This is a genomic window from Streptomyces sp. NPDC047000 (assembly GCF_040644295.1).
In the GTDB taxonomy this organism is placed as follows: Bacteria; Actinomycetota; Actinomycetes; order Streptomycetales; family Streptomycetaceae; genus Streptomyces.
The window spans coordinates 127,845-143,905 of record NZ_JBEYWE010000011.1; the positions used below are offsets into that span (position 1 = coordinate 127,845).

The window sequence follows — 16,061 nt, forward strand, 5'->3', positions numbered from 1 at the left end:
CCCACCCGCACCCAACCACCCACCCCAACCCCCACAGGGGCGCGGGGAACTGCGCGACCAGCCACAGCCCACCCGCACCCGACCACCCACCCCAACCCCCACAGGGGCGCGGGGAACTGCGCGACCAGCCCCCACGCACCCGCACCCAAACCCCGCCCAAGCCCCGCAGGGCGACGCAGGGATCACGCCGCCTGCTGAAGCTCCAGCCGTGCCCCGAACTCCCGGACCACGGACTCGTCCCGGTACGGCTCCAGGCGCTGCCGGAAGTCGTCCAGATACTCCGCACCGCGGTTGGAGCGGACCGTCTCCAGCAGTTCCACGGCCTTGGTGCCGGTGTGGCAGGCCTCCTCCACCTCCCGCTGCTGCACCTGCGCGGTGGCCAGCAGCAGGTAGCCGATGGCCCGCCGCCGCGCCCGGGTCTCCGGGTGCCCGGCGAGGGCCTCCTCGGCCCGCCGCGCCGCCGCCTCCCCCTGGCCCAGGTCCCGGTGGCAGTGGGCGAGTTCGTCGGCGAGGTAGGCCTGGTCGAAGTGCGTGATCCACGCCGGGTCGTCCCCGGACCCCGGATCGGCCGCCTCCAGTGCCCCGACCGCACGCCCGGCCGCCAGCTGCGTCGCCCGCGCGTCGCCCAGCAGCGCGTGCCCGCGCGCCTCGGCGGCGTGGAACATCGCCTCCGCCCGTGGCGTCACGCGCCCCCGTGCGCCCTCCTGCGCGGCCCGCGCCAGCTGGGCGATCTCCCGGGGGTTGCCGAGCTGTGCGGCGAGGTGACTCATCGACGCGGCGAGCACATAGCCGCCGTAGCCGCGGTCCCCGGCCGCCTGGGCGAGCCGCAGCGCCTGGATGTAGTAGCGCTGGGCGAGCCCCGGCTGCCCGGTGTCGATCGCCATGTACCCGGCGAGTTCGGTCAACCGGGCCACGGCGGCGAACAGTTCACGCCCCACCGTCTCCCGGTACGACCCCGCGAGCAGGCCGGAGACGACACTGTTGAGGTAGTGCACGACGACCGGGCGCACATGCCCGCTGCCGTACTGGTGGTCGAGGTCGGTGAGCGCCTGCGTCATCGCGCGCACCGCCGCCACGTCGGACTGCCCGACCTTCGGCCCCGCCGCCCGCGCCACCTGGGTGTCCGGCGCGGTGATCAGCCAGTCCCGGCTCGGCTCGACCAGCGCGGAGGACGCGACCGACGAGCCGGACAGGAAGTCCCGCCGCCCCACGTCGCTGCGCCACAGCTCGCAGACCTGCTCGATGGCCCCCAGCACGGTCGGCGAGAACTGGAGGCCGACGCCGGACGCGAGGTTCTTGCCGTTGGCCATGCCGATCTCGTCGATCGTGACGGCGCGCCCCAGCTTGCGGCCCAGCGCCTCGGCGATGATCGCGGGGGCGCGGCCGCGCGGCTGCTGGCCCCGCAGCCAGCGGGCCACGGACGTCTTGTCGTAGCGCAGGTCGAGCCCGTGCTCCGCGCCGCACATGTTGACCCTGCGGGCCAGCCCGGCGTTGGAGCAGCCGGCTTCCTGGATGAGCGCCTGCAGCCGTTCGTTCGGCTGCCGCGCGACGAGAGGCCTTGCGGCCATGGCGTTGACCCCCTGTGGCTGCGGTGCCTGCCCACGCACCGAGTTGACGTGTCTTCCCTGCCGTTCCTCCCGCCCTCCGCGAAGTGCGGGAAGTACCGGCCGGGAAGATCAATGCCCCACCCGCACAGCGACAATGCGGAACTTGCGAGGATTGCTGATATTTGCTGTGAGTCACCACGTCTTTCCATGACTTGCGGTACCTTGCCGCGCCTTGTAGGGAAAAGACGGATGCCGAACCCTCTCGTGGCTACCCAGCTCACGCCCTGCTTCTCACCGCGCGCCCCCGTACTTGCATCCATGCGCCCCGTCCACCGGTCCGATGCTCCTCCCCCGCGCGCGCTACGGCCGTAACTCCAGGTGGGCACGGGAGTTGTGTGAGATGTGGAAGATATGACCGCCGGCACCGGCACCGTTCACATTCCGACGCAGCGCGGGGCATCGCTGCTGGAGACAGCCGTCCGGTACGCGGTGGACCGGCACTGGGACGTCGTTCCCGGCGCCTGGCTGGAGGCCGGCGACGCGGTGGAGCGGTGCTCGTGCGGCGCCCCGGCGTGCGCCGCACCCGGCGCGCACCCGGCGCACGCCGACTGGGCCGCGCGGGCGACCGGAAACGCCACGGTGGCCCGGCGGTTGTGGCAGGAGCGGCCCGGGGCGTCGATCCTGCTGCCGACGGGCCGGGCCTTCGACGCGCTGGAGGTGCCCGAGACGGCCGGCTTCCTGGCCCTGGCGCGGATGGAACGCATGGAGCTGGCCCTGGGCCCGGTGACCCTGTCCCCGGACCGCCGCATGCGCTTCTTCGTGCTGCCCGGCGCCGTCGCCAGGCTCCCCGGCCTGCTGCACGCCGCCGGCTGGGCCCCGGAGTCCCTGGACCTGCTCGTCCTGGGCGAGGGCGCGTACGTTCCCGCGCCCCCCACCCGCTACGGCACGGGCGGCGCCGTCCAGTGGGCCCGCCGCCCCACCCCCGCCAACCGCTGGCTCCCGGACGCCGCGGAACTGATCCCCCCGCTGGCCTACGCCTGCGGCCGTGAACGCTGACCCGCCCGACGCACCACCGCCCGACGCACCACCGCCCGGCACACCCCCGCCCGACGCACCGCCCCGCGCCGCACCTCCGCGGGAACCCGCCTCCCGCCGGACCGCCACGGGACGGTAAAGGCGTTCCGCGGGGCGTCCGCGGTGATCCTTTTCCCGGCGTGCGGTCGTAGTCTGTGCCCCATGACCGAGGCAGTGGCGGACGGAGCGTCCGCCGTACGGGTACGGGGGCTCTGGAAGCGGTTCGGGCAGCAGATCGCCGTCGCCGGGATCGATCTCGACCTGCCGGCGGGGAAGTTCATCGGCCTGGTCGGGCCGAACGGGGCCGGCAAGACCACCACGCTCTCGATGGTGACCGGGCTGCTGCGGCCCGACCAGGGCAGCGTCGAGGTCGTGGGACACGACGTGTGGCGCGATCCGGTGGCGGTCAAGGCGCGGATCGGCGTGCTGCCCGAGGGACTGCGGTTGTTCGAGCGGCTGTCGGGGCGCGAACTGCTGGGTTACAGCGGCCGGTTGCGCGGTCTGCCGGGCGCCGAGGTCGACAAGCGGGCCGCGCAGCTCCTCGACGTGCTCGATCTGGCCGGGGCGCAGCACAAGCTGGTCGTCGACTACTCGACCGGGATGCGCAAGAAGATCGGTCTCGCCGTCGCCCTGCTCCACAATCCCGACATCGTCTTCCTCGACGAGCCCTTCGAGGGCGTCGACCCGGTGTCCGCCCAGATCATCCGCGGCGTCCTGGAGCGCTACACCGCCTCCGGCGCCACCGTCGTCTTCTCCTCCCACGTCATGGAGCTGGTGGAGTCGCTGTGCGACTGGGTGGCCGTGATGGCCGCCGGGCGCATCCGGGCGCACGGCCCTCTCGACCAGGTGCGCGGCGACGCCCCCACCCTTCAGCAGGCGTTCCTCGAACTCGTCGGCGCGAACGGCCGGAACACCGGGACCGACCTCGACTGGCTGGGCGGCGGTTCCCGGTGAGCGCCGGTCCGGACAGCCCGGCCGTCACCCCCGTCGTCATACGGCTGAAGCTGTCCCTGCTGCGCAACGGCCTGCGGCAGTCCGGGGGACGCCGGGCCGCGTACGTCGTCTCGGCGATCGTCGCGCTCCTGTTCGCCGCGCTCCAGCTGCTCGGTCTGATCGCCCTGCGCGGGCACGCGCACGCCGACGCCGTCGCCGTCATCGCGACGGCCGCCCTGGCCCTCGGCTGGACCGTGATGCCGCTGTTCGCGCCCGGCGGCGACGAGACCCTCGACCCGACCCGCCTGGTGATGCTCCCGCTGCGGCCCCGTCCGCTGGTACGGGCGCTGCTCGCCGCCTCCCTCGTCGGCATCGGCCCGCTGTTCACTCTCCTCCTGCTCACCGGCTGCGCCGTGTCGGTCGCCCACGGCCCGGCGGCCTCCGTCACCGCGGTCGTCGCCGTCGCCGTCGCGCTGCTGGCCTGTGTGGCCCTCGCGCGAGCCGTCGCCGCCGCCAACGTGCGCCTGCTGAACAGCCGCAAGGGACGCGACCTGGCGGTGCTCAGCGGCCTCGCCATCGCGATCGGCGCGCAGCTCGTCAACTTCGCCGTGCAGCGCCTCGGTTCGGCGAGTGCCCTGACGCAGCTCGCTCCGGCGGCGGACGTGGTGCGCTGGGTGCCGCCCGCGTCGGCGGTCGGCGCGGTGCAGTCCGTGAGCGACGGGTCGTACGGCGTCGCCGCCGCCCAACTCGCTCTGAGCGCGGTCTTCCTGGCGCTGGCCCTCACCGTGTGGTCCCGCACGCTGACCCGGCTGATGACCTCGCCCGACGCCTCCACCCTCCAGGCCGCCGAACCCGCCTCCCGCGGTCGCGGCCGCGGCCCGGCCGACCGGTCGGGTGCGGCCCGCCTGCTGCCGTCCGGCCGCACCGGCACCGTCATGGAACGCAGCCTGCGCTACGTCTGGCGCGACCCCAAGACCAAGGGCGCCTGGGGGGCCGCGCTCGCGATCGGCCTGATCGTCCCGGTGTTCAACGCCCTCCGCGACACCGGCTCCGTCTACTTCTCCTGCTTCGCCGCCGGAATGATCGGCATGCAGATGTACAACCAGTACGGTCAGGACGGCTCCGCCTTCTGGATGGTCGCGGCGACCGTCGCCTCCCCCCGGGACGCCTACGTCGAGCTGCGCGGCCGGGCCTTCGCCCTGCTGCTGGTCATCCTGCCGTACGCCGTCCTCGTCACGTCGCTGACCGCGGGCCTGCTCGGCGACTGGCCGAAGCTCCCGGAGGTGCTGGGCCTGTCGTTCGCCCTGCTCGGCGCGATGCTGGCCACCGGCGCGTGGGCCTCGGCGCTCTTCCCGTACTCCATCCCCCAGGACAGCCACCGGAACGTGGCCGCCGGCCAGCAGGGCCTCGCCTGGATCTCCGTCTTCGGCGGGATGGCGGCCGCGGCGGTGCTCTGCTCCCCGGTCATCGCCCTGACGATCTGGCTCAACGTGACCGGCTCCCCCTGGACCTGGCTCCTTCTCCCCGTCGGCACGGCCTACGGCGCGCTCGTCGCCTGGCTCTCCCTGCGCCTGGCCGCGCCCCGCACGGCGAGCCGCCTCCCGGAGATCCTGGCGGCGGTGAGCAAGGGCTGACGGAGCCGGGACCGGGCCGGGGCCGAACCCCCCGCCCGTGGCGAAGTCCCCCGTGGCCCGTCCCGTGCCCCCTGTCCGCGGCAGCCGGCCGCCTCACACGGCCAGGACCCCGTCCAGGAACGGTTCCACGACGGCCCGCCAGGCGGCAGGCTGGTCGTAGAACACCAGGTGACCGGCGTCAGCCACGTCCGCGTACTCCCCCAGCGGCAGCACCCGCACCATCTCCTGCGCCTCCGCCCGCCCCAGTTCTCCGTCCAGTCCCCGCACGACCAGCGTCGGGCACCGTACCTGCGCCAGTTCCTCCCAGTGCGCGTCGTACACCCAGGTCTCCCGTGACGTGAGCATCTGCGCGGGCTCGAACACCGGACGCCACCCGTCGGACGACTCCTGCATCACCTCGGCGTAGAACTCCCCCCGCGCCGGGCTGGGCCGTTCCACCCACGGGTCGTCCTCCCCGAACCATTTGCGCACGTCGGCGAGTGTCGCGAACGGCACGGGCCACGCGTCGAACCAGTCCGCCCACTCCCGCTGCGAGGCCGCGCCCAGCGCCGACGCCCGCATGTCGCAGATGACGAGCCCGCGCACCAGGTCGGGACGCTTCGCGGCCAGCTGCCAGGCGGTGAGCGCCCCCATGGCGTGCCCGATGAGGACGGCGGGGGCGAGGGCGAGCTGTTCGAGGGCCGCCTCGGCGTCCTCGACGTACGCGTCCCGGGTGTAGGCCCCCGCCGGGGGCTTCGCGCTCTGGCCGTGTCCGCGCTGGTCGAGGGCGACCGCGCGGTGCCGCTCGGACAGCCAGCGGGCGGTGGACGCCCAGTGCGAGGCGCGGCCCATCAGCCCGTGCAGTAACAGCACACCGGGCCGCCCCTGGTGCACCGGATCCGCGGCCGGGTCCAGTGCCGCCCCCGGACCCGTCTTGACCGGGTCCCCGAACTCCCAGGCCGCGAGGCGGACACCGCCCGCCCCGGTCACGTCGATGCGCCGCGCCATCGGTCCCGGCACCCCCTAGCTCCGCTCGGACCACTCACCCTGGATCACGTCTACGCGTATGTCTGTGCCCCTACCCGCACAGGATATCGAATGCGTATTCGAAAACATGGTTCCGGCAGCCAACACCCCTCGTTCGAGTGACACTCCGCCAGGAATGATCGCGACCGACGGGGGGAGATCTTCAGCAGGAGGCGGACCGCTCGGGGACAGGGGTCCGCGGGGACTGACCTTGAGAGCTCGGGGCTCCGGGTCAGCACAGGGGAGGACAGGCCCCGGCGCCGCAAGGCGCCGGGGCCCTCACTGTGTCTGCGGCACATCCGCCCGCTCCCCCCTCAGGTCATATGCCTTACGCGACAGCGTTGCACGCGGAGCGCCGGAGCGCTGCGATTCGGCACACTGGATCATGGAATCGGCGTGTTCGACACATTCGACACCTGTCACGGAAACATATGCACGGAAACAGCTGCGGGCGGGGAAGCCGACGGTTGTTCCGGTTCCGGCTCGTTGTTCCGGTTCCGGCTCAGCGCTTGGCGACGAAGACGTGCGAGGCGATGTCCGCCTCCAGCTCCGCGGCCTCGCCGCCGCTGCCCACCAGCACCCCGCCGGCCGCCTCCGTCACACTCACCACCGAGCCCGGCTGCACCCCCGCACGCCGCAGCGTGTACATCAGCTGCGCGTCCGTCTGGATCGGCTCCCCGATCCGGCGGACCACGACGGTCTTGCCGTCCAGGCCCGGGTCGAGCTCGGCCAGCGACACCATGCTCTCGTCCAGGAACGGGTCGGCGCCGTCCTTCTCGCCCAGTTCCTCCAGGCCGGGGATCGGGTTGCCGTAGGGCGACTCGGTGGGGTGCCGGAGCAGCTCCAGCACCCGCTTCTCCACGGCCTCGCTCATCACGTGCTCCCAGCGGCACGCCTCCGCGTGCACCTGCTCCCACTCCAGGCCGATCACATCGACGAGCAGGCACTCGGCGAGCCGGTGCTTGCGCATCACGCGGGTGGCCAGCCTGCGGCCCTCCTCGGTCAGTTCGAGGTGGCGGTCGCTGGCCACGGCCACCAGGCCGTCGCGCTCCATCCGTGCCACCGTCTGACTCACCGTCGGCCCGCTCTGGTCGAGCCGCTCGGCGATCCGGGCGCGCATGGGGACCACGCCTTCCTCCTCGAGCTCGAGGATGGTGCGGAGATACATCTCCGTGGTGTCGATCAGTCCGGACATTCGTGCCCCTCGATTACCTCTGCCGGGAAGCTCGCCGGCTCCGGCGCGTGCGCTGGCCGCGTAGCGCCGGCCCTGAAAGCCAATTCTGACGCATCCCGCCGACAACCGGGCCGCGCCGCGGGAACCCCGTGCTTCCCGGCGCCGTACAGGCCCTGCGCGCCGCCGTGTTGACAGCACACTGGTCCAGACCGCACGGTGATCCGCGACACGCGCGCACGCGCCTCACACGCGTACGCCGACACGGCGCCGGTGCGGCCCCCGCGAGGGCGCCGGGACAACCGCCGGAACCGTCACCGGACACGTCGAAGGGACCCCCACGCATGACCGACGGCAAGCTGGCCGGACAGTACTTCGACGCGGCGATCGCCCTGCTGCGGCGCGTCCGCGACGAGGACGCCGAGACGATCGAGGCGGCGGCCACCCTGCTCGCCGACACCGTCGAGGCCGGCGGCAGGCTGTTCGCGTACGGAGCGGGCCACTCCTCGCTCCCGGCCCAGGACCTCGTCTACCGGGCGGGCGGACTGGCCCTGATGAACCTGCTCGTCGTCCCGGGCGCCCTCGGCGTCGATGTGCGCCCCGCCACCCTGGGATCCGCCCTGGAGCGCGTCGGGGGCCTCGCGGACGTCGTCCTGGAGACGTCCCCGCTGCGCGCCGGGGACGCCCTGGTGGTGATCTCCCTGTCCGGGCGCAACACGCTGCCCGTCGAGCTGGCGGTCGGCGCCCGCGCGCTGGGCGTGAAGGTCATCGGCGTGACGTCGGTGGCGTACGCGAGCGAGACCACGTCCCGCAGCGCCTCGGGGACGTTCCTGAAGGACCACTGCGACCTCGTCCTGGACTCCCGGATCCCGGTCGGCGACGCCGAACTCACCCTGGAGGGCATCCCGGCGCCGTTCGGCCCGACCTCGACGGTCGTCACGTCCGCGCTGCTGCAGGCGGTCGTCGCCACGGCGGCCGGCGTCCTCGTCGGCCGCGGCATCCAGCCGCCGCTGCTGCGCTCAGGCAACGTGGACGGCGGCCACGCCTGGAACGCACGCGTGATGGACGAGTACGGAGACCGGATCTTCTACGACCACTGACCCCACCGGGGCACCGGGGCACCGGGCCACCAAGGCTCCACGCTCCCGGACCACCAGGACTCCGCGCGCGCCGGAGCCTCCGGGCCCGCGGATCTCAAGGCCCCCAAGCCTCCGGGCTGCCGGGCTGCCGGGCCAGCGGACTCCGCGCTCCCGGGCCAGCGGATCTCCGGACTTCCGGGCCACCGGTTCTCCCGGCTGATCCGCCGGACAGGCTTACCGTTCCGGCAGGCCGGCGAGGTCGAGCGCCGAGGCGATCCGTACGGCCACGTCCTCCGCGTACGTCCCGTCGGACCGCTCGAAGCGGCTGCGGCCGGCGCCGCGCAGGAAGGTCACCACGCCCAGGGTGCGGCCCCGGCTGCGCAGCACCGCGCACAGCGCGTGGACCGCGTCGCCGGGCCACTGCCGGGCCAGCGCCCACTCGCGCGCCCGCTCGGGCGCCACGCCCCCGGCGTCCGCCCGGACCGTCCCGGCGCGCTCGGCGCACTGGAGGGCGGGGTGGCCGTCGTCGTAGCGCACGGGCAGCCCGGAGTGGCCGCCGAGCACGCTCGGGCCGGGCGCGCCGGACGGCGTGGCGGCGACCCGCACCAGCCGGACGGGGCCCGTGCCGCCGTCGGGCAGCGCGCCGCCCGCGACCCGGTCGATCAGGGCGTGGTCGGCGAACCCGGCGAGGGCGAAGTCGAGGTGGACGGTGGCGGCCTCCGCGGGGTCCTCACACTCGGCTGCGGCACGGGCGGCGCGGTGCAGCTGGCTGGCGCGGAACCGCAGCAGGGCCGCCTCCTGCTCGGCCTGCTTGGCGTCGGTGACGTCCAGGAAGAGCCAGCCGACGCCGAGCGGCACGGGCTCCTCGGCGAGCGGTGAGGACAGCCGCAGGAAGCCGTTGCGCCAGCAGCGCCGCTTCTCGCCGTCCGGGGTGCGCACGGTCACCCACATCTCGGCGGGCGCGGGCGGCGCGCCCTCGGCGAGGACATGGGTGAGCGCGCCCTCCAGTTCCTCGACGCCCTGCGCGAGCAGTTCGCCGATCGGCCGCCCGAGCGCCGACGTCCGCCCGATACCGAGGGCCCGCGCGGCGTGCGCGTTGACCACGGCGGGCCGCAGGTCGGCGTCGACGAGGACGACGCCCCAGGCGGCGTCCTCGAACAGCGCCTCGCTCAGCGCGATGGACCGCTCCAGGTCGATCTGCGCGTGCACCTCGCTGAAGGCGCAGTACACCCCGGCGGGCTTCCCGCCCGGCCCCGGCACGGCGGCGGACTGGGTACGCACGAGCACCCGGCCGCCGTCCTTGGTGAGCAGCGCGAACTCGTGCACCTGCCGCCCGGGCGCGTGCATGGCCGACAGCAGCCGCGCCTCGACCTCCTCCGCGTCGGCGCTGCGCACCGCCCATCCGGCGAACCCGTGTCGGCCGACGGCCTCGGCCGCGGTCCAGCCGAGGATCCGCTCGGCCTCCCGGTTCCAGTGCGTGACCACGCCGTCCGCGTCGAAGGCGCACAGGGCGGCGTCCATGCCGTCGAGGAGCGCCGCGAGCAGTTCCGCCCCGCGGTCGCCCTCGGAGCCGCCCGGCTCTTCCGGTCCGCCGGGACCGCCCTGCGCGGGACCGCCCCTCTCGGGCCCGCGTTCGTCGGGCCCCAGCTCGTCGGTGGCGCCACTGCGCCGGGAAGCACTCACCAGAACCCCCTGCAGGCTGCGCCCGCGAGTAGCGGCGCGTCGGTTCGCTCGGCCTTCATTCAACTCGAACGTGACAGAGCCCACACGTCGTTCCCGCAAGATTGAGAGAATCGTTGCACGCCGTTCACCGGCCACTATGCCCCGACGGCGGGTGGGTCATTCATGCGGTGGGCGAGGACCTTCGCGCGTAGACCCCGGTTCCGGAAGCGGGCGGGAAAAAAGTGGTTGATTCCGGGGGCGAGGGGTTCTTAGGGTGGCGGTACCGAGGAAAGGAGGTGGTTCGGAGCATGTATGCACACCGGACGTCGGAGGTGGCTGCGGGCTAGCGCCCGTCACCCCACGCAGTGCGGTGCCGGACCGGCGTGCAGTCTCTGCACGCAGCCGGCCTGAATCCAACGCAGTCACCCGACCCGCGAGCTCGCCGGTACGTCCGGCCGGCTCCCCCGCCGCCCGGCGGGGGGACCCGAGCTCGCGGGTCGTCTGCGTCCGGGACCCCTTCCGCCGGGAGACGGGGGCGGGGCGCGTTCAGGGGCTCAGGCGCTCGACCCGCCAGCTGCCGTCCGGCTGCGCGGTGTAGCGCAGGCGGTCGTGGAGGCGGTTGTGGCGGCCCTGCCAGAACTCGACGGTGCGCGGCGCGATGCGGAAACCGCCCCAGTTCGGCGGCACCGGGACCTGTTCGCCCTCGGGGTAGCGCGCGGCCAGTTTCGCGTAGGCGGCGTCGAGCTCGGAGCGGGAACCGATCACCGAGGACTGGACGCTGGCCCAGGCACCGAGCTGGGAGCCGTGCGGCCGGGTGCGGAAGTACGCGGCGGTCTCGTCGCGGCCGGTACGGCGCGCGGTGCCGGTGACGACGACCTGGCGGGCCAGCGCGTGCCAGGGGAACACCACCGCGACCTGCGGATTGACGGCGAGGTCACGGGCCTTGGCGGAGTCGTAGTTGGTGTAGAAGACGATCCCCTGCCCGTCGTACTGCTTCATCAGCACGGTGCGTGAGCCGGGACGGCCCTCGGCGTCGGCCGTGGAGACGATCATCGCGTTGGGCTCGTAGACCAGTCCCTGGTCGGCGGCCTGCGCGGCCTCCTCGAACCACCGCGCGAACTGCGTCATCGGGTCGGCTGCCAGGCCGGCCTCGTCGAGGCCCTCCTCCTGGTAGTGCCTGCGCATGGCGGCGGGGTCTGCGGGGTCGGGGAGGGGGTCGCGTTCGGTCACTCGTTCATCTTGCCGTATGCACGCGGCGTAGCCGGAGGGACGTCCGGCCCGCATTCCACAGCACCTTCATAGTGGCACTGAGTGCCGCGAGCCCTCCCCAAAGGTGGCACTCGGAGATATCGTGCTGATGCCGCTCCGGTTTCCGCCCGTGTCCCCGTCCCCCGCACCACCCCCGTTCCACCCTCTGTTCCACCCCCGCGGAAGCCCGCACAGCACCCGCACAACAGCACAGTCTTTCCTGCCTCACCCGCCCGCCGCCTCGCCGCGGGCCGGGTCCACGACGCCACGGTCCACGCGGCGTCCCCCACGTGTTGCATCCGACGACGTATGCAGACCCAGCCGCCGTACCCATCACGAGGAGCCGCCCGATGTCGAACTTCGTACCCGGACTCGAAGGAGTCATCGCGTTCGAGACGGAGATCGCCGAACCCGACCGGGAGGGCGGCGCCCTGCGGTACCGGGGCGTCGACATCGAGGACCTGGTCGGTCACGTCTCGTACGGCAACGTCTGGGGACTGCTCGTCGACGGAGCCTTCACCCCCGGGCTGCCGCCCGCCGAACCGTTCCCTCTCCCGGTGCACTCCGGTGACGTGCGGGTCGACGTGCAGTCGGCGCTCGCCATGCTCGCACCGGCCTGGGGTCTCAAACCCCTGCTCGACATCGACGAGCGGGAGGCCCGCGACAACCTCGCGCGCGCCTCCGTCATGGCCCTGTCCTACGTCGCCCAGTCGGCGCGCGGCCAGACGCTGCCGATGGTGCCGCAGCGTGAGATCGACAAGGCGCACTCGATCGTCGAGCGCTTCATGATCCGCTGGCGCGGTGAGCCCGACCCCCGGCACACCGCGGCCGTCGACGCCTACTGGACCTCCGCCGCCGAGCACGGCATGAACGCGTCCACGTTCACCGCCCGCATCATCGCCTCCACCGGCGCCGACGTCGCCGCCGCGCTCTCCGGCGCGGTGGGCGCCATGTCGGGCCCGCTGCACGGCGGCGCGCCCTCCCGGGTGCTGCACATGATCGAGGAGATCGAGCGCACCGGTGACGCGCGGGCGTACGTCAGGCGGGTCCTGGACAGCGGTGAGCGCCTCATGGGCTTCGGTCACCGTGTCTACCGGGCCGAGGACCCCCGCGCGCGCGTGCTGCGCCGAACCGCCAAGGATCTCGGCGCGCCGCGCTACGAGGTCGCCGAGGCGCTGGAGAAGGCGGCGCTGGAGGAACTGCACGACCGGCGCCCGGACCGTGTCCTGGCGACGAACGTGGAGTTCTGGGCGGCGATCACGCTGGACTTCGCCGAGGTACCGGCGAGCCTGTTCGCGTCGATGTTCACCTGCGCGCGGATCGCGGGCTGGTCGGCGCACGTCCTGGAGCAGAAGCGCACCGGACGCCTGGTGCGCCCGTCGGCACGCTACATCGGTCCCGCGCCACGCGGCCCCCAGGACGTCACCGGGTACACCGCCATCGCCCACTGAGCCACCCCCGCCGGACGGACAACCGTCCGTCCGGCACCACACCCCTGGACCACCGCCCGATCACGCCGCGCGCCGCACCGGCCGGGAGGCCACCAGGGGCCGGGCAACGCCCACCGGCCGGACCCGCCGCCCGGCCGGACTCCGGGGTTCTGGCCGCCGGGGTCCGGTCGCTCAGTCCAGTGCCGTGTCCAGCAGGGCCGCCCACTGGGACACCACGCCGTCGCGGCGGGCGCTGTCGTCGGTGAGGAGGTTCGCGAGGCCGAGGCCTCTGGCCATGTCGAGCAGGCCCTGCACGGTCTCGCGGACGCCGGGCCGGGACTCGTCCGCGCCGAGCAGTTCGACGGCGATGCGGTGGGTCTCGCGGCCGACCCGGGCCTCCAGCTCCGTCACCCGCCGCCGCAGCTGTTCCTCGTTCGAGGCGGCGACCCACAGGTGCAGGGCGGCGCGGAAGAGCGGTCCGGTGAACAGGTCGACCAGGGCGGACACCACCGCCCGCCGGTCGGCGGCGCCCTGCGGGAACAGCTCACGCAGGGCGCTGGAGCGTTCCTCGGCGACGTACTCGACGGCGGCGGTGAACAGGTCCTCCCTGGTCGGGAAGTGGTGCTGGGCGGCGCCCCGGCTCACTCCGGCCCGCTCGGCGACGACGGAGACGGTGGAGCCCGCCCAGCCGTGCTCGGCGAGGCAGGCCACGGCGGCCTCCAGGAGTCGCTGCCGGGTGGCCCGGCTGCGGTCCTGCTTGGGTACTCGGTCGACCGACGTCACGCCCATCCCGGTTCCACGTCCTCCGCGCTCCTGCTGTTCCGTCGTCTCCTCGTCTCACAGCACCCACGCGGGGTCCCGGCGTTCGAGGAAGGCCGTCATCCCCTCGCGGGCCTGCGGGGAGGCGAACAGCCGGGCCGAGAGCGCGGTGAGAAGGGCCGCGTCCCGGTCGAACGACTCCAGCACCCTAGCCGTGAGCAGCCGTTTCGTCTCGGCCAGGGCCTCGGGCGCGGACCGTCGCAGTCCGTCCAGGACGGGTTCCAGCACGGCGTCCAGGGCGGCGTACGGGTCGGTGTCCGGGGCGGCTACGGCGTCAGAACCGCCGTCGGCGTCGGCACCGGTGCCTCCCGCGGGTGCCGCGACCGTCAGCAGGCCGATGCGGGCCGCCTCCGCCGCGCCGAAGCGCTCACCGGTGAGGTAGTAGCGGGCCAGGGCGCGCGGGTCGGTGCGGGGCAGCAGCGGCAGGGAGATCACCGCGGGCGCGACCCCGATGCGCACCTCGGTGAAGGCGAACGTGGCGCCGTCGCCGCCGGCCGCGATGTCGCAGGCGGCCAGCAGGCCGAGGCCGCCCGCGCGGACGTGCCCGGTGACGCGGGCGACGACCGGCTTGGGCAGTTCGACGAGCTGCCGCAGCAGCCCGGTGAAGGCGTCCGGGTCCGGCGGGTCGCGCAGATCGGCACCGGCGCAGAAGGTGGTGCCGGTGTGGGTGAGCACGACGGCGCGCACGGCGTCGTCGCGGGCGCAGTCGGTGAGGGCGGCGGACAGCGCGCCGACGAGGACGGAGGACAGCGCGTTGCGGGTGGCGGTGGAGTCGAGGCTGAGGAACTCGACGCCCCGCGCGCGCGTGCGGCCGATCAGGGCCACGGAGGAGGGCGACGGCGCGGTCATGAGCGGCCCCGCAGTTCGCGGCGGAGGATCTTGCCGGACGCGGCGCGCGGCACGGCGTCCACGAAGGTGACCCGGCGCACCCGCTTGTAGGGGGCGACGTGTTCGGCGACGTAGGCCATGACGTCGTCCGCGGTGAGACCGGGGGCGGACGGCTGGCGGACGGCGAAGGCGTGCGGGATCTCGTTGCCGTCGGCGTCGTACGCGCCGACGACGGCGGTGTCGGCGATGCCGGGGTGGGTGAGCAGGAGGGCCTCCAGTTCGGCGGGGGCCACCTGGTAGCCCTTGTACTTGATGAGTTCCTTGACGCGGTCGACGACGAACAGCCAGCCGTCGTCGTCCACGCGGCCGATGTCGCCGGTGTGCAGCCAGCCGTCCTCGTCGATCATCGCGGCGGTGGCGTCGGGGCGGCCGAGGTAGCCCTTCATGACCTGGGGGCCGCGGATGAGGATCTCGCCGGCCTCGCCGGGGCCGAGGTCCTTGCCGGGGTCGTCGAGGGACACGATGCGCATCTCGGTCCCGGCGACGAGCTTGCCGACGGTGCCGGGCGGCGCGTCGCGCATGAGGGCCTGGGGGACGGCGTGGGAGCCGGGCGACAGTTCCGTCATGCCGTAGCCCTGGCCGACGGGCGGCAGGCCGAGGCGCTTCGAGCAGGCGGCGGCGAGAGCGGCGTCCAGCGGGGCGGCGGCGCTGACGATGTACTCCAGCGAGGAGAGGTCGTAGTCGGCGACCACGGGGTGCTTGGCGAGGGCCAGGACGATCGGAGGGGCGACGTACAGGCCGTTGATGCGGTGGTTCTGGACAGCGGCGAGGAAGGTCTCCAGCTCGAAGCGGGGCAGCACGACGACCGTGGCGCCCAGCCGCAGCGGGCCGTTCATCAGGGCCGTGAGGCCGTAGATGTGGAAGAACGGCAGGACGGCGAGGACACGGTGGCCGGGTCCGGCGTCGACGGTGTGTTCGAGCTGCACCAGGTTGGTGGCGATCTGGCGGTGGGTGAGCATGACGCCCTTGGGGACGCCGGTGGTCCCGGACGAGTACGGCAGGACGGCCACGTCGTCGACGGGGTCGATGTCGACCTGCGGTTCGGGGGCCTCGCAGGCGAGCATGTCGAGGACCGAGCGGTGTCCGGGCGCGCTGTCGCAGACGAAGATCTCCTGGACGCCGCCCGCGAGGTCCGCGGCGGCGCGGGCGGTCTCCAGGAGCGGTGAGACGGTGACGATCCAGCGGGCGCCGGAGTCCTTCAGCTGCTTGGCGAACTCCTCGGCCGTGGCGAGCGGGTGCACAGTGGTGACGGCGGCGCCCGCGCGCGTGGCGGCGTAGAAGACGGGCGGGAAGGCGATCGTGTTGGGGCTGTGCAGGGCCAGCACGTCGCCCTTGCGCACACCGGTCTCGGCGAGCGCGGCGGCGATACGGCGGTGGAAGCGGTCCACCTGGGCGTAGCTGAGGGTGGTGCCGTCGGTGCCGTCGATCAGCGCGGGCGCGTCGCCGAACTCGGCGGCCCGGCCCAGGACGGCCTCGTGGATGGGGAGTTCTACGGCCGGGACGTCTGCGTACTCGCTGCGGAACACGGTTTCTCCTCGCACGACGCTGTGCTGGACAAGGCTGTGCCGTTC

The 16,061-nt window shown here is 73.6% G+C and carries 13 protein-coding genes; 5 read left to right on the forward strand and 8 right to left on the reverse strand.

Annotated elements, in window-relative coordinates; genetic code table 11:
- Nucleotides 1-182: 182 nt before the first annotated feature.
- The gene (locus ABZ862_RS19450) at nucleotides 183-1,568 is read right to left on the reverse strand and encodes a transcriptional regulator (RefSeq protein ID WP_360959616.1); all 1,386 of its coding nucleotides are present in this window, start codon (nucleotides 1,566-1,568) and stop codon (nucleotides 183-185) included.
- Nucleotides 1,569-1,958: 390 nt separating this feature from the next.
- On the opposite strand from ABZ862_RS19450, the gene ABZ862_RS19455 reads away from it, so the two are divergent.
- From ABZ862_RS19455 to ABZ862_RS19465, 3 genes are all read left to right on the forward strand, one after another.
- Nucleotides 1,959-2,603: a bifunctional DNA primase/polymerase gene (locus tag ABZ862_RS19455; protein ID WP_360959618.1), complete on the forward strand. Its 645-nt coding sequence runs from the start codon at nucleotides 1,959-1,961 to the stop codon at nucleotides 2,601-2,603.
- 180 nt (nucleotides 2,604-2,783) lie between these two features.
- A complete protein-coding gene (locus ABZ862_RS19460; protein WP_360959620.1) occupies nucleotides 2,784-3,575 on the forward strand; it encodes an ABC transporter ATP-binding protein in 792 nt (263 codons plus the stop codon).
- On the forward strand, nucleotides 3,572-5,188 hold the full coding sequence (locus tag ABZ862_RS19465) for a transporter (RefSeq protein ID WP_360959622.1): 1,617 nt from the start codon (nucleotides 3,572-3,574) through the stop codon (nucleotides 5,186-5,188). The genes ABZ862_RS19460 and ABZ862_RS19465 overlap by 4 nt, the downstream gene beginning before the upstream one ends.
- Before the next feature lie 93 nt (nucleotides 5,189-5,281).
- Here ABZ862_RS19465 and ABZ862_RS19470 read toward each other — a convergent pair whose 3' ends face one another.
- Both ABZ862_RS19470 and ABZ862_RS19475 read right to left on the reverse strand, forming a co-directional pair.
- A complete protein-coding gene (locus ABZ862_RS19470; RefSeq protein ID WP_360959624.1) occupies nucleotides 5,282-6,175 on the reverse strand; it encodes an alpha/beta hydrolase in 894 nt (297 codons plus the stop codon).
- A gap of 520 nt (nucleotides 6,176-6,695) precedes the next feature.
- Nucleotides 6,696-7,388 (reverse strand): metal-dependent transcriptional regulator, encoded by a 693-nt coding sequence (locus ABZ862_RS19475; RefSeq protein ID WP_360959626.1) that lies wholly within the window; start codon nucleotides 7,386-7,388, stop codon nucleotides 6,696-6,698.
- Between the two features lie 320 nt (nucleotides 7,389-7,708).
- Here ABZ862_RS19475 and ABZ862_RS19480 point away from each other — a divergent pair, with 320 nt between their 5' ends.
- Entirely contained in the window at nucleotides 7,709-8,464 is a 756-nt protein-coding gene (locus ABZ862_RS19480) for an SIS domain-containing protein (protein ID WP_360959628.1), read from the forward strand.
- 213 nt (nucleotides 8,465-8,677) lie between these two features.
- Here ABZ862_RS19480 and ABZ862_RS19485 read toward each other — a convergent pair whose 3' ends face one another.
- Both ABZ862_RS19485 and pdxH read right to left on the reverse strand, forming a co-directional pair.
- Nucleotides 8,678-10,126 (reverse strand): PAS domain-containing protein, encoded by a 1,449-nt coding sequence (locus ABZ862_RS19485; protein WP_360959630.1) that lies wholly within the window; start codon nucleotides 10,124-10,126, stop codon nucleotides 8,678-8,680.
- A gap of 525 nt (nucleotides 10,127-10,651) precedes the next feature.
- The gene (gene pdxH, locus ABZ862_RS19490; protein ID WP_360959632.1) at nucleotides 10,652-11,335 is read right to left on the reverse strand and encodes a pyridoxamine 5'-phosphate oxidase; all 684 of its coding nucleotides are present in this window, start codon (nucleotides 11,333-11,335) and stop codon (nucleotides 10,652-10,654) included.
- A 368-nt stretch (nucleotides 11,336-11,703) separates the two neighbouring features.
- Between pdxH and ABZ862_RS19495 the strand changes: the two genes are divergently transcribed.
- Nucleotides 11,704-12,804, forward strand: a complete 1,101-nt coding sequence (locus ABZ862_RS19495; RefSeq protein WP_360959634.1) for a citrate synthase 2 — start codon at nucleotides 11,704-11,706, stop codon at nucleotides 12,802-12,804.
- Nucleotides 12,805-12,975: 171 nt separating this feature from the next.
- On the opposite strand, the gene ABZ862_RS19500 is transcribed toward ABZ862_RS19495, so the two are convergent.
- The 3 genes from ABZ862_RS19500 to ABZ862_RS19510 are packed head-to-tail and all read right to left on the reverse strand — an operon-like array spanning nucleotide 12,976 to nucleotide 16,016.
- Entirely contained in the window at nucleotides 12,976-13,572 is a 597-nt protein-coding gene (locus ABZ862_RS19500) for a TetR/AcrR family transcriptional regulator (RefSeq protein WP_360959636.1), read from the reverse strand.
- A gap of 48 nt (nucleotides 13,573-13,620) precedes the next feature.
- The gene (locus tag ABZ862_RS19505) at nucleotides 13,621-14,427 is read right to left on the reverse strand and encodes an enoyl-CoA hydratase family protein (RefSeq protein ID WP_360959832.1); all 807 of its coding nucleotides are present in this window, start codon (nucleotides 14,425-14,427) and stop codon (nucleotides 13,621-13,623) included.
- Between the two features lie 20 nt (nucleotides 14,428-14,447).
- A complete protein-coding gene (locus ABZ862_RS19510; RefSeq protein ID WP_360959638.1) occupies nucleotides 14,448-16,016 on the reverse strand; it encodes a 4-coumarate--CoA ligase family protein in 1,569 nt (522 codons plus the stop codon).
- Nucleotides 16,017-16,061: the final 45 nt, after the last annotated feature.